The following is a 12,744-nucleotide window of genomic DNA, read 5'->3' on the forward strand; positions in this document are numbered from 1 at the left end:
CTCCCATGAGCAAGCCCAAGGTCGGTATCCTCTACAACGACGCCAAGCCTGCCGCTAAACGCAGCAGCGAAACCCTTTCCCGCTGGTTTCAGGAGCAGGGGTGGGAAGTCTGTGTGGCCCCCAATTGGGGCGGCGTCCTCGGCTACGCCAAGCTTGACAGTCCCGTCTGCTTGACCAAGGTGGACAGCCTGGCCCCCGCCGGCTTTGACGAGAACATGAAGTTTGCCGTAGTGCTGGGGGGAGACGGCACCGTTTTGGCAGCAGCCCGGCAGTTGGCTCCCAAAGGGATCCCCTTGCTGGCCGTGAACACTGGCCACTTGGGCTTTCTGACGGAGACCTACCTAACCCACCTAGAAGAGGCGGCCAAGGCAGCCATTGCCGGCGAGTACATTCTGGATCGCCGTAGCATGTTGCTGGTGCAGGCCTACCGCGGCAACGAATTGCGCTGGGAAGTGCTCAGCCTCAACGAGATGGTGCTCCACCGCGAGCCTTTGACCAGCATGTGCCACTTTGAAGTCACCATTGGGGAGCACTCCCCTCTGGATGTGGCCGCCGACGGCATCATTTTAGCCACCCCCACAGGTTCCACCGCCTATGCCCTTTCTGCAGGAGGACCGGTCATCACTCCCAGCCTGCCGGTGTTGCAGTTGATCCCTATCTGTCCCCACTCGATGGCCTCACGGGCTCTGGTCTTTCCCGATTCGGAAGAGGTGTGGATCAGCCCCGCCAGCCCTCAGCCGCTGGTTTTGGTAGCGGACGGCAATGCTGGCTGCTACATCCTGCCAGAAGACCAAATTCGCGTCGTCCGCGCCCCCTACTGCACAGACCTGATTCGCCTACGCCGACCGGAGTTCTTCCGGGTCATGCGTGAGAAATTGGGCTGGGGCCTGACCTATGCTTCTAAGCCTACCTCGGTAGAGCTGCCCTAGCTTTCGCTTACTGCCTCTTAAGCTGCAGCTCGCCGCCCAACCACGGCGTAGAAAGGATCCCCACCCCCTCCGGCCAGAAAGGCAAGCCAACTCAGGGGAGCAGGCCGCTGGATGACTTCGACGATCTCAAACCCTGGCACTGCCTCGAAATAGCGCTTGACCAGCTCCACCCGCTCTGCTTCCGAGCTGTCTCGCCAGGCTTGGATTGCCTTCTGGAAAAACATGCGGTTGGAGAAGCTGACAATGAAGAAGCCCTGGGGCTTAAGGATGCGATGCACCTCGGCAAACACTCGCTCCGGCTGCTGCAGGTATTGCACCGAAACCGCGTTCAGCACGGCATCAAAAGTGCAGTCCGGGAAAGGCAGGAGTGGGTTTTGGTTGAGGTTCTGGACGAAGAAATGGTTAAGCCGAGGGTTAGCCGCCAGTTCTTCGGCATTCATCCCATGCCCTTCCACATGGGCAAAATCCATCTCCGGCGGCAAATGGGAAACCCAACTGCTCATTAGGTCGAGAATGCGGGTCTGGGGCTGCAAGTAGCGGCGGTAGAGATCCGTGAGCTGGCCGATGAAGCCAGCATCTACATGGGTTACGAAGCGGGGGTAGCTGTAGAAGAGGGCATCGTCGCTGGGATCCAACTTGGAGCGCTGCCAATCTTCAAGAACTGCCATGGCCAAAATCTCCAACGTCCTCCGAAAAGGAGCCAGGTAGCAGGACAAAAGGAGAAGTCTGCTTCTTGCCATTGACTTTGAAAGGCACAAGACCAACTCGGCTTCCCCGAGCCAGTCCCAAAGCCCCTCAGGCCAAGCCCTTGCGCAGCACCCCCTGCACCAGCAGCACTGACACCACCACAAACCCCGTCAAGAGCCCCAGGGATCCCGCTAGGGTGAGATTGCCCCAGGGAGCCTGTAGCACCACATCGGCAAAGCTCCAGGTGCTGGTGCGGTAGACGTGGCGAATTGGCTCGATGGCAAAGGTGAGCGGGTTAAGGCTGGCCACCCAGCGCAGCCAGGTGGGCATGAAGCTGAGGGGAGCCAAAGCCGTGCTGGAGAAGATCAAAGGCAAGTTGACCAGAAAGATAAAAGCCAGCAACTGCTGGTGCCCCGGCATGGCAAAGGCTAGGCCCAAGCTCAGGGCAGTGAAGCCCAAGACCAACAGGCCCACGATCAAGGCCACCACCGCCAAGCCCCGCACGTCTGGGATCCCGCCGCCGAGGACGTAGTCTGCCCCCACGATTGCCGCCGTCTGCAGCAGCGCCACGCTGACGATGAACAGGCTGGAGGCCAGCACAATGGAAAAGCGAGAGGTGAGGGGAGCCACCAGCAGTCGGTTTAAAAATCCGAACTCCCGGTCGAAAATCACCGGCACCCCCGCATTCAAAGCCCCGCCAAAGGCCGTAAACACGATCACGCCTGCTCCCAAAAACTGGGTGTAGTTTTGCCCGGCCCCAAAGATGCCAGTAGGGGCATTCTGAAACAAGGCCCCGAACAGAATCAACCAGAGCAGCGGCTGGATGATTCCAACCAGCAGGGTTACAGGGCGGCGCTGCAGTTGGATAAACAAGCGGCGGGTGAGGGCAAAAGTTTCCTGCCAAAATTCTGCTGTCAAAAGGGGAATTGGGCTGGATTGAATTGGGGAAGCAGCAGAGGTCATACGAAGGCTCCTGCAAACTTGGTAAGGATTGGGAATCAGGGAAAAACTACTTTTTCTTGCCTAAGTTGGACTCGGCAGCTGCCAGCTCTGCATCCAGGAGGGTTTGCCCGGTTGCCGCCAAATACACGTCGTCCAGGCTGGGGCGAGATTGGGTACTGCTGAAGACCTCCAGGCCGTGGGCCTCAAGGTGGGCGCGGATCTGGCTGAGGGGATCCTCCCCATTCCGCTGCACCACCAAGTTGAGGGCATTGCCCTGGGCGCTGTTGATCACCACCTTTTGGACAAAGGGCAGAGAGGCCAGCAGTTCGGCACCCCGCTGGGCCAGTTCTGGTGGGGCAAACTCCTGCAGCTTGACGGTGATGCGCTCGCCGCCGACGCGGGCTTTCAGCTCTTCTGGGGTTCCTTCGGCAATCAGCTTGCCGCGGTCGATGATGGCCACCCGGTCAGCCAATAGATCGATCTCTTCCAGGTAATGGCTGCTGAGCACCACCGTGACGCCGGTGTTTCTAAGCTGGCGCAGAAAGTCCCAGATGGCCTGCCGGCTGGGGATATCCAGGCCCACCGTGGGCTCGTCCAAAACCAGCACCTGGGGCTGGTGGAGCAGTCCTGCCGCCAGATCTAGGCGTTTGCGCAGGCCGCTGGAGTAGGTGCCGATGCGTTGGTCAGCGCGGTCGGCTAGCCCCAGCAATTCAAGGACGGTGGCAATCCGCTCTCGGGCCAAGGACCGCGGCAGGTGGTAGAGGTCGGCCTGCAACTGCAGCAATTCTCGCCCCGTCAGCACCTTATCTAAAGCCACCTCCTGGGCAACAAAGCCCAGCTTTTCGCGTACCGCCCTGGGGTTTTCGTTGACCGGGATCCCGCACACCTCGATCCGGCCCGCGTCAGGGCGCAGCAGGGTGCACAGGCAGTGCAGAGTGGTGGTTTTGCCGGCGCCGTTGGGGCCAAGAATGCCGTAGATCTGGCCGGGCTCCACTTGGAAGGAGACATCCGCCACAGCCACCGTGGAGCCGTAGCGCTTCTGGAGGTGTTGAACCAAGACCGCAGGGGTATTTGACATGGGCATCCACCTTTCGCTCCCTCTAGGCTAGCAAGCTGCATAAGAAACCGAGCCTAGGGCTCTCCTCTAGTCCTTGATTCACTGGACAGTGAGGACTCGGTCCCGCTGACGCGAGCGCCACTGCGTGGCGTAACGAACTTTCTGCCTTGACGTGGATTAGCTGCGCTAGTAGACTTGCAGGTGCATCTTTATCTGGCAGGCACTTCGCCTAGGCTAAGGTAGGCTCCGTCTTTAGCCTGTGTGCTCGATCAAGAGCAAGGAGCAACTACCTGCAGCTCGCGGGGAAGTCACGCCTGCGGAGATCCCTCTGGGGGGGTAGTAGGAGTTAAGCCTACCACTAGCTACGGGTCGTGGAAGCAGGAAGAAAGCCTCAACCTGGAGCAAAAGTCCGCTTTTGTCCGGGGTTGTATAAGTCTTTCAGAGCGGTATAGTGGTACAGGCCATTGGGCAGGTTGCGGGCGGAAAACTGTTGCCAACTGTTGTGGAGATGAAGGCTGAAGCCAAAGCTTGCCTGCCGGCCTGGAAAGACCGAGCTTTCCCCAGAAAGGGGGGATCTGGTGCAGCCTTTGTAGCTTTAGTAGCCTTTGCCCTTGGCCTAGTCGGCTGCGGGGAGGCAACAACTCCGCCTAGCCCGCTAGAAAACGTCTTTTTGCGGGCCGATGACTTTGAAATTACGGGGGGATCCCCAACAGCAGGTGCGGTGGGGCCTTACCTCCAGTTCAACGTGCGGCGGCGGCGGGACAACCAGATCTTAAATCGCCCTTTTAACGTCTATGTGGAGAACGCAGGGCTGGCGGAAGGGCGACCTCCTCTAGTCGATAACCAAAACCGTCCCATCCTGCTCCAGCGCTCAGTAGCCTTTTTGGGCAATGGCCTGGATCTAAACAGGGATGGCCAGCCGGATCCACCTCCCCAGGATCCCCCTAGCCTCGACAGCGGCCCCTTGCTGCCCTACGCGCCCCCCAACAACTGGCAAAGCCGGGCCGTCCTCGCTTACGTCCCTGGCCAGGCCAACATCCCTGGACGTGGCCCTAGCGACCGCTTTGGTATCTACTTCTCTTCCCTCTTGCCCTACAGGGGTCAGCTTCGCTTTCGCATCCGCGACGAGCTGGGCAACGCCCCTGCCCGCCTCTTTGAGATTACTTATCCCCCAGCACCCAGCCGGGCCAATGTCACTGTCACCTTGACCAACGTCAGCGCCAGCGCCCAGGAACCCGTGCTCATTGCCATCTGCAACCAGTTGGGAGCTGCTGCCGTGGTGGGCTTGCGGAGCGGCACCTTTACCGAGCTAGTGGATCTTTTGCCAGCCCCCGGTCTGCCGCTGGAGCCCAGCTTGAGTGAGCCCATCCGCTACGTGGCCGAGGCCTATCAGTTCAACCGAGAGCGAGCTGTTATCCGCGTCTCCCAGAACCCTGAGGATCCCAGCCGGATGAGCGTTCCTCTCTTGGGATCCGAGGGCGCGACCGGGCGGGCCGACCTAACGATGGTGAGCGCTAGTGGGGATCGCCTCACCTGCTTTAACGAGCAGCTCTCTAATCTGCGAAATGTATTTCCCGACTTCCTTAGGTAAAAAAATTGCCACTTGGCAACCAGGTGAACCAAGGCAAGCTGGGGCATTTGCCCTGGTTTTGTTCATAGCAAACCTTTTGGCCTTTCTTTCCCCATCGGCAAAGTCCAGCCTGACTTAGGGCTGCCCCCTTTTCCTGTAGGATTGATTGCGATATGCTGGTCTTCCATATCTCAAAAGGCGTGGACTGCTCCAAGACTGTTTCTTCACCCTATGAATCCGGCTCCCATCCTGAACGCAAGCTGGCACTTCCAAGAGCGGGATAGCTGTGGCGTCGGGTTTTTGGTAGATCGCCAGGGAAGAGCCAGCCACGAGCTGCTGCAAAAAACCCTCGCTGCCCTTGCCTGCATGGAGCACCGCGGCGGCTGCGGCGGAGACAGCCAAAGTGGGGATGGAGCCGGTATTGCCACAGCTATTCCCTGGAAGCTGCTGCAGGCAGAGCTTGAGGCCATTCGAGCGTGGGATCCCAGCCGCAGTGCAGTGGGCATGCTGTTTTTGCCTCAGGATCCCGCTGAGTGCCAGGCAGTGCGCCAGCTCATCGACGACTACTTGGCTACTACGGAGTGGGGGCAGCCCATCTGGCGCCAGGTGCCAGTTAATCCAGACTGCCTGGGGCCGATGGCACGGCAGACCCTGCCCTCCATCTGGCAGATGCTGCTTACTCACCCCACGCTGGAGGGAGACGAGCTGGAGCGGCAGCTTTACCTCTTGCGGCGGCGCCTGCGGCGACAGGTGGAGAGCCGGTTTGGCTTTCATTCCCTCTACTTTGCCTCCCTCTCCTGCCGGCTGATTGTCTACAAGGGCATGGTGCAGTCAGCCGCGCTGGGCCAGTTTTACCGCGATCTACAAAACCCCCTCTACACCACTGCCTACGCCACCTACCACCGCCGCTTCAGCACCAACACCCTGCCCCGGTGGTCCCTGGCCCAACCCTTCCGCTACCTCTGCCACAACGGCGAGATCAATACCTACCTGGGCAATGTCAACTGGATGGCTGCCCGCGAGTCCTCTTTGGCCCATCCCTTTTGGGGCGAGGCTATTGAGGAGCTCAAACCCGTCATTGACCCCGGCACCAGCGACTCAGCAGGCCTGGACGCGGTCTTCGAGCTCTTGATTGCCTCGGGCTACTCCAGCCAGCAGGCAATGATGGTGCTGATCCCGGAGGCCTACCGCCACCAGCCGGAGTTAGCCAATCATCCCGAAGTGGCCGACTTCTACGAGTTTTTTGCCGGCCTGCAGGAAGCATGGGATGGGCCGGCCATGGTGGTTTTCTGCGATGGCAAAACTATTGGAGCCACGCTGGATCGCAATGGCCTACGCCCGGCCCGCTACGCCCTTAGCCGCGATGGATTGCTGGTGGTCGCCTCGGAAGCGGGGGTGGTTTCCCTGCCGGAAGCCGAGATCCTAGAAAAGGGGCGGCTGGGGCCAGGGCAGATGCTCATGGTGGATTTGCAAAGCGGCCAGCTCTACAAAAACTGGGAGATCAAGACCCAGGTGGCAGCTCAGCACCCCTATGGGGAGTGGTTGAAGACTTACCGCGTTCAGCTTCCTAGCCAAGACTTTGAGAGCGCCCCGCAGCTTACCGAGGAGCAACTCCTCCAGCTGCAAACGGCCTGCGGCTACTCCTTGGAAGACGTGGAGATGATCATCGAGGAGATGGCGGCCACAGGCAAAGAGCCGGTTTTCAGCATGGGGGATGATGCGCCGCTGGCGGTGCTCTCCACCCAGCCCCACCCCCTTTATGACTACTTCAAGCAGCGCTTTGCCCAGGTGACCAACCCCCCCATCGATCCCCTGCGGGAAAGCTTGGTGATGTCTTTGGACATGTACCTGGGCTCCAAAGGCAACCTGCTGGAGATCCGGCCCGAGCATGCTCGCCTGCTGCACCTACGCAGCCCCGTGCTCAACGAGGCGGAGCTGGCCGCCCTGCAGCGCACGCCCTTTCCTTGTCGCACGCTGCCGACCCTCTACCCAATCGCCGCCGGGCCAGCAGGAATGGCTGCCCAAGTGCGGGCCCTTTGCCAAGAGGCAGCGCAAGCAGTGCGGGAGGGAGCAGAGATCTTAATCCTCTCGGATCGAGGCCTCAGCTCTGAGCAGGCCTTGATCCCCCCTCTGCTAGCCGTGGGAGCCGTCCACCATCACCTCATCCAGGAGGGGCTGCGCCTACGCGCTTCTCTGGTGGTGGAGACGGCCCAGTGCTGGAGCACTCACCACTTTGCTTGCCTAATTGGCTACGGGGCCAGCGCCGTCTGCCCCTACCTGGCCTACGAGGCGGTGCGCCAGTGGTGGCACAAGCCCAAGACCCAGACCCAGATGGCCAGTGGCAAGCTGCCCCAGATTTCTGTGGCCGAAGCCCAATTGCGGTACCGGGCAGCCATTGAGGCGGGGTTGCTCAAGATCCTCTCCAAGATGGGCATTTCCCTCCTCTCCAGCTACCACGGGGCCCAGATCTTCGAGGCCATCGGTCTCAGCCAAGAGGTGATTGACCTGGCCTTCCGCGGCACGGTGTCGCAGGTGGGGGGAATGACGCTGGCGGACTTGGCTCGCGAGGGCATGGTAAATCACCAGCGGGCCTTCCCCCAGCTCACCTCGAAAAAGCTGGAGAACTTTGGCTTTATCCAAGCGCGGCCTAAGGGCGAGTACCACATCAATAGCCCAGAAATGGCCAAGCTGCTGCACAGGGCCATCGCCTCTGGACAGCCCGATCACTACGAGATCTACCGGGCCTATTTGCGCAACCGCCCCCCCACGGCCCTACGGGATCTGCTTGACTTTCGCAGCGACCGGGATCCCATTCCCCTGGAAGAGGTAGAGCCCGTTACAGCCATCTTCAAGCGTTTTACCACGGGGGGGATGTCGCTAGGGGCCCTCAGCCGCGAAGCCCACGAGACCCTAGCCATTGCCATGAACCGCATCGGTGGCAAGTCTAACTCCGGCGAGGGCGGAGAGGACCCAGAGCGCTACCTCCCCATCACCGATGTGACGCCGGAGGGAACCTCGGCGCGGTTCCCTCACCTTAGGGGCTTGCGCATGGGGGACAACGCCAGCTCGGCAGTGAAGCAGGTGGCCTCGGGCCGCTTTGGCGTAACCCCTGAGTACTTGGTCAACGCGCAGCAAATCGAGATTAAGATTGCCCAGGGCGCCAAGCCAGGCGAGGGCGGGCAACTGCCCGGCTCAAAGGTCAGCCCCTACATTGCCAAGCTGCGCCGCTCCAAGCCAGGGGTAACCCTGATCTCGCCGCCGCCCCACCACGACATCTACTCCATCGAGGATCTGGCCCAGTTGATCTTCGACCTCCACCAGGTCAACCCCCAGGCGCAAGTGTCGGTGAAACTGGTGGCGGAGGTGGGCATCGGCACGGTGGCAGCAGGGGTAGCCAAAGCCAATGCCGACATCATCCAGATCTCTGGCCACGAGGGAGGCACAGGGGCTTCCCCTCTCAGCTCCATCAAACACGCAGGCTCACCCTGGGAGCTGGGCTTAGTGGAGGTGCATCACGCCCTCTTGGAAAACGGCCTGCGGCAGCGAGTGATTTTGCGAGTGGATGGCGGCCTGCGCACCGGCTGGGAGGTGGTGATGGCGGCCATGCTGGGAGCGGAGGAGTTTGGCTTTGGAACCGTAGCCATGATTGCCGAGGGGTGCATCATGGCGCGGGTGTGCCACACCAACAACTGCCCGGTAGGGGTGACGAGCCAAAAGGAGGAGCTGCGCAAGCGCTTCCCTGGCACTCCAGATCAGGTAGTAACTTTCTTTACCTTTGTGGCCGAGGAGGTGCGCCAGATCCTAGCCCGCCTAGGCTACCGCTCCCTCAAAGAGGTCATTGGGCGGGTGGATCTGCTTTGCCCCCGCGCCGACGTGGCTTTGGAAAAAACCCAGTCTCTCCAGTTGGACTGTCTGCTGCGGACTCCTCCTGGCTTTGATCCCCACCGTCAGCCCGAGTGGCTAGACCATGAGCCGGTGCACTCCAACGGCCCGGTGCTGGACGAGCAGATCCTGGCCCGGCCCGAGGTGCAAAAGGCCATTGAGACCTGCAGCACGGCCACCTTGGAACTCCCCATCGCGAACACCGACCGCTGTGTGGGCGGGCGCATCGCCGGCACCCTGGCTCGGCGGTATGGGGATGCGGGCTTTGCCCAGCAGGGGGGGCTGCTGGATCTGCGCTTTGTGGGCACGGCCGGCCAGAGCTTTGGGGCCTTTACCCTAGCGGGCATGCGCCTCACCCTGACGGGAGAAGCCAACGACTACGTGGGCAAGAGCATGTGCGGTGGAGAGATCATCGTTCTAGCCCCCCCAGAAGCCCCGCGGGATCCGGCGGAAAACGTGATCCTGGGCAACACCTGCCTGTATGGGGCCACGGGCGGATCCCTGTTTGCCAACGGCCAGGCGGGAGAGCGCTTTGCCGTGCGCAACTCCGGTGCCCAGGCAGTCGTCGAGGGGGCTGGCGACCACTGCTGCGAATACATGACCGGCGGCGTGGTGGTGGTGCTGGGCCGGGTGGGCCGCAACCTGGGGGCGGGCATGACCGGCGGCCTGGCCTACGTGCTAGATGAGGAGGGCAACTTCCCCGCCAAGGTCAACGGCGAGATCGTGCGCATTCAGCGGGTGCAAACCGCAGCAGCGGAAGCGCAACTCAAGGGCCTGGTCCAGGAGCACTACCGCCGCACCCATTCCCCCAAAGCTGAGCGCATCCTCAAGAACTGGGAGCGCTACCTGCCCCTCTTCTGGCAGGTGGTTCCCCCTTCCGAAGAGGGCAGTGAGCTAACGGATCCCGCCCGATCCCAGCCAGCGGCAGTGCAGTCGTAGGAGTTTCAGGGTCTGTTGGTAACACTTCTTATCCCCACGGCAGCTAAGGGAACTGGTAAACTGCGAGGGTGTAGCTGGTTTTTATCTGCTTTAGCCACCTATGAGTTCCAGCCTGGAAGCCGCCAAGATTCAGGCGCGAGTACCCAAGGAGACTATCCTGACACCGCGCTTCTACACCACCGATTTCGAAGCCATTGGCAAGATGAGCCTAGGGGATCGGGAGGCCGACTTCCGAGCCATTCTGGAGGAGTTTCGCGCCGACTACAACCGCCACCACTTTGTCCGCGGCGAGGAGTTTAGCCAGGACTGGGAAAGTTGCCTCGATCCGGAAGCACGGCGGCTGTTTGTGGAGTTCTTGGAGCGCTCCTGCACGGCAGAGTTCTCTGGCTTCCTGCTCTATAAGGAGCTCTCCCGCCGGCTGAAGGAGACTAACCCAATTTTGGCCGAGTGCTTTGCCCTCATGAGCCGGGATGAAGCCCGCCACGCCGGCTTCCTCAACCGGGCCATGGGTGACTTCAACATGGCCTTTGATCTAGGCTTTTTGACCAAGCACAAGTCCTACACCTATTTCGCGCCCCGCTTTATCTTCTACGCCACTTATCTGTCTGAGAAGATTGGCTACTGGCGCTACATCCTCATCTACCGCCACCTAGAGGCCCATCCTGAAAACCGCATCTACCCCATCTTCAATTTCTTCAAGAACTGGTGCCAGGACGAGAACCGCCACGGCGACTTCTTTGCCCTCATGCTTCTTAGCCAGCCGCGACTGCTCAAGGGATGGGTGGCTGAGCTCTGGTGCCGCTTCTTCTTGCTGTCGGTGTTTGCCACCATGTACCTCAACGACGTGGGCGAGCGCCCGGGTTTCTACCGCCTCCTCGGCCTGGATCCCCATGCCTATGACATGGAGGTGATCTACAAAACCAACCGCGAGGCGGCTAAGGTGTTCCCAGTGGTATTGGATGTGGAAAACCCTGAGTTTGTGCGGCGGCTGCAGAAGTGTATAGCCAACAACGCCAAACTGAGGGAGATTGAGCGGGGATCTGGCCCCTTCAAGGGTCTGCGCAAGCTGCCGCTTTACCTCAACAACGCCTACCAGTTCCTGCGGCTATTTCTGCTCAAGCCGCGCAAAGCTGGCTTCTACCTGTGGGAGGAGCCAGAGCCTCGTTTTGAAGGAGCAGCCGTTTCCGCCTAAGCCCTCTTGCCCTAGCTGGATACCCGTACAGCCTTGCTAGGTCAGCCATGAACATTGCTGCTGAGATTACACCGCTCTTTTTGCTGGGAACGCTGGCCTTTTTGGGTTGGGGCTTCTGGCGAGCCCGCCGGCGGGGATCCCTAGCCGTCTGGATGTGGCTGCAGGGATCCCTGCTCCTTTTGCCGTGGGTGATCTTCCTGGGGCTGCTGCTGGTGGGGGTTTACCTCAACTTTGCCGGCTTCTTGCTGCTCTTGCTGGTGTTTACGGGGCTCTACATTGCTGTGGGGCGCAAAACCCGCCAGTTGGCCCAGCAGGAGCTGCAAGCGCGGCGACAGCAGTTGGCTAGTTTAGAGGGGCAACCAGAAGGGGCAGCAGAGGCGTCGACCCAGGCTGCGGCGGAGCCAGCAGGGTTTCTGCGCAAGATCTCCGCCGAGGATTTGCAAGCTATTCAGTCCATCTTCAGCCTGGACACCTTTTTTGTTACTGAAACCATCCCCTATGGGGAGGGGGCCATCTTTAAGGGCAACCTCCGCGGGGACGCCGAGGTGGTCGTACCCCTACTGGTGGAAAAGCTCAAAGAGCGCGTGGGCAGCCGCTACCAACTGTTTTTGGTCGAGGATGCCTCGGAAAAGCCGGCGGTGGTGGTTCTGCCAGACGAGATAGTTAACTACCGCGCCTCGAGGGGAGCCCAGATTCTGGCCGCAGGCCTAATGCTAGCTAGCTTTCTGGCCACCCTAGAGGTGGGGGCCAACTTGCTGGGCTTCCGGCTGTTGGAGGCGCCAGGGCGCTGGGTGGAAGCTCTGCCCGTGGCAGCTGGGATCTTTGCCATTTTGCTGGTGCACGAGACCGGACACCGCTGGATGGCCGGCAGGTATGGGGTGCGCCTCAGCCCCGCTTTTGTTATCCCCAGCCTAGGGATTGGCACCCTGGGATCCCTAAACCGCATCCAATCGCCGGTTCCCAACCGCAAGGCCCTCTTCGACATCGCCTTTGCTGGACCAGCAGCGGGCGGCCTCCTTTCCTTGGTGGTGCTGCTGGTTGGCCTGAAGCTCTCGGGCGCTGGAGGCGTGTACGTGCCTACGGAGATCTTTCGCAGCTCCATCCTGGTGGGCACCCTGGCGCGGCTGGTGCTGGGATCCCAGCTGCAGGCGGAGCTGGTGCCCATTCACCCCTTCGTGGCCGTGGGCTGGATTGGGCTGGCCATCACCGCCTTGAGCCTGCTGCCTGCTGGCCAGTTGGACGGGGGTCGCATTGTGCAGGCCGTGTATGGGCGTAAGACAGCAGCCCGCGCCACGGTGATTACCCTCATTGCGTTGGCCGTGGCAGCCATCAGCAACGTCTTGGCCCTCTACTGGGCGCTGCTCATTCTCTTTATTGCTCGTGAGCCGGAGCGTCCCCCGCAAGATGAGATTACGGAAACCGACGGCCAGCGGGATGCCTTGGCGCTGCTAGCCCTCTTTTTGATGGTGATGACCCTGCTGCCAATTGCCCCCGCCTTGGCGGGCTTCCTCAACCTCCCCAACGGCTAAATGTCGCTGCCAGGAAA

Annotated in this window: 8 protein-coding genes; 5 read left to right on the plus strand and 3 right to left on the minus strand. The window is 60.9% G+C overall.

Annotated features, from left to right (window positions below; all coding sequences use genetic code 11):
• Nucleotides 1–5 precede the first annotated feature (5 nt).
• Complete coding sequence (locus NW804_RS02540; protein ID WP_414421012.1) at nucleotides 6–929, plus strand: NAD(+) kinase; 924 nt, start codon at nucleotides 6–8, stop codon at nucleotides 927–929.
• A gap of 17 nt (nucleotides 930–946) precedes the next feature.
• On the opposite strand, the gene NW804_RS02545 is transcribed toward NW804_RS02540, so the two are convergent.
• The 3 genes from NW804_RS02545 to NW804_RS02555 all read right to left on the minus strand — a co-directional run bounded on the left by NW804_RS02545 (nucleotide 947) and on the right by NW804_RS02555 (nucleotide 3,642).
• Nucleotides 947–1,597: a class I SAM-dependent methyltransferase gene (locus NW804_RS02545; RefSeq protein ID WP_414421013.1), complete on the minus strand. Its 651-nt coding sequence runs from the start codon at nucleotides 1,595–1,597 to the stop codon at nucleotides 947–949.
• Nucleotides 1,598–1,724: 127 nt separating this feature from the next.
• A complete protein-coding gene (locus tag NW804_RS02550; RefSeq protein ID WP_414394712.1) occupies nucleotides 1,725–2,579 on the minus strand; it encodes an ABC transporter permease in 855 nt (284 codons plus the stop codon).
• A 46-nt stretch (nucleotides 2,580–2,625) separates the two neighbouring features.
• Nucleotides 2,626–3,642, minus strand: coding sequence for an ATP-binding cassette domain-containing protein (locus NW804_RS02555; protein WP_414405632.1), 1,017 nt, complete (start codon nucleotides 3,640–3,642; stop codon nucleotides 2,626–2,628).
• Nucleotides 3,643–4,105: 463 nt separating this feature from the next.
• On the opposite strand from NW804_RS02555, the gene NW804_RS02560 reads away from it, so the two are divergent.
• From NW804_RS02560 to NW804_RS02575, 4 genes are all read left to right on the plus strand, one after another.
• Nucleotides 4,106–5,206: a hypothetical protein gene (locus NW804_RS02560; RefSeq protein WP_414421015.1), complete on the plus strand. Its 1,101-nt coding sequence runs from the start codon at nucleotides 4,106–4,108 to the stop codon at nucleotides 5,204–5,206.
• A 210-nt stretch (nucleotides 5,207–5,416) separates the two neighbouring features.
• Nucleotides 5,417–10,006: a glutamate synthase-related protein gene (locus NW804_RS02565; protein WP_414422783.1), complete on the plus strand. Its 4,590-nt coding sequence runs from the start codon at nucleotides 5,417–5,419 to the stop codon at nucleotides 10,004–10,006.
• Nucleotides 10,007–10,106: 100 nt separating this feature from the next.
• Nucleotides 10,107–11,198 carry a magnesium-protoporphyrin IX monomethyl ester (oxidative) cyclase gene (gene acsF / locus NW804_RS02570; RefSeq protein WP_414410775.1) on the plus strand — a complete coding sequence of 364 codons (1,092 nt, stop codon included), beginning with the start codon at nucleotides 10,107–10,109 and terminating at the stop codon, nucleotides 11,196–11,198.
• A 47-nt stretch (nucleotides 11,199–11,245) separates the two neighbouring features.
• Nucleotides 11,246–12,727, plus strand: a complete 1,482-nt coding sequence (locus tag NW804_RS02575; protein ID WP_414421018.1) for a site-2 protease family protein — start codon at nucleotides 11,246–11,248, stop codon at nucleotides 12,725–12,727.
• Nucleotides 12,728–12,744: the final 17 nt, after the last annotated feature.

The organism is Synechococcus sp. WC10meta (assembly GCF_047461475.1).

Coding starts and splice junctions, on each gene's coding strand:
- NW804_RS02545 (WP_414421013.1), bottom strand. CDS start 1,597: ATGGCAGTTCTTGAAGATTGGCAGCGCTCCAAGTTGGATCCCAGCGAC.
- NW804_RS02550 (WP_414394712.1), bottom strand. CDS start 2,579: ATGACCTCTGCTGCTTCCCCAATTCAATCCAGCCCAATTCCCCTTTTG.
- acsF (WP_414410775.1), top strand. CDS start 10,107: ATGAGTTCCAGCCTGGAAGCCGCCAAGATTCAGGCGCGAGTACCCAAG.
- NW804_RS02575 (WP_414421018.1), top strand. CDS start 11,246: ATGAACATTGCTGCTGAGATTACACCGCTCTTTTTGCTGGGAACGCTG.
- NW804_RS02565 (WP_414422783.1), top strand. CDS start 5,417: ATGAATCCGGCTCCCATCCTGAACGCAAGCTGGCACTTCCAAGAGCGG.
- NW804_RS02555 (WP_414405632.1), bottom strand. CDS start 3,642: ATGCCCATGTCAAATACCCCTGCGGTCTTGGTTCAACACCTCCAGAAG.
- NW804_RS02540 (WP_414421012.1), top strand. CDS start 6: ATGAGCAAGCCCAAGGTCGGTATCCTCTACAACGACGCCAAGCCTGCC.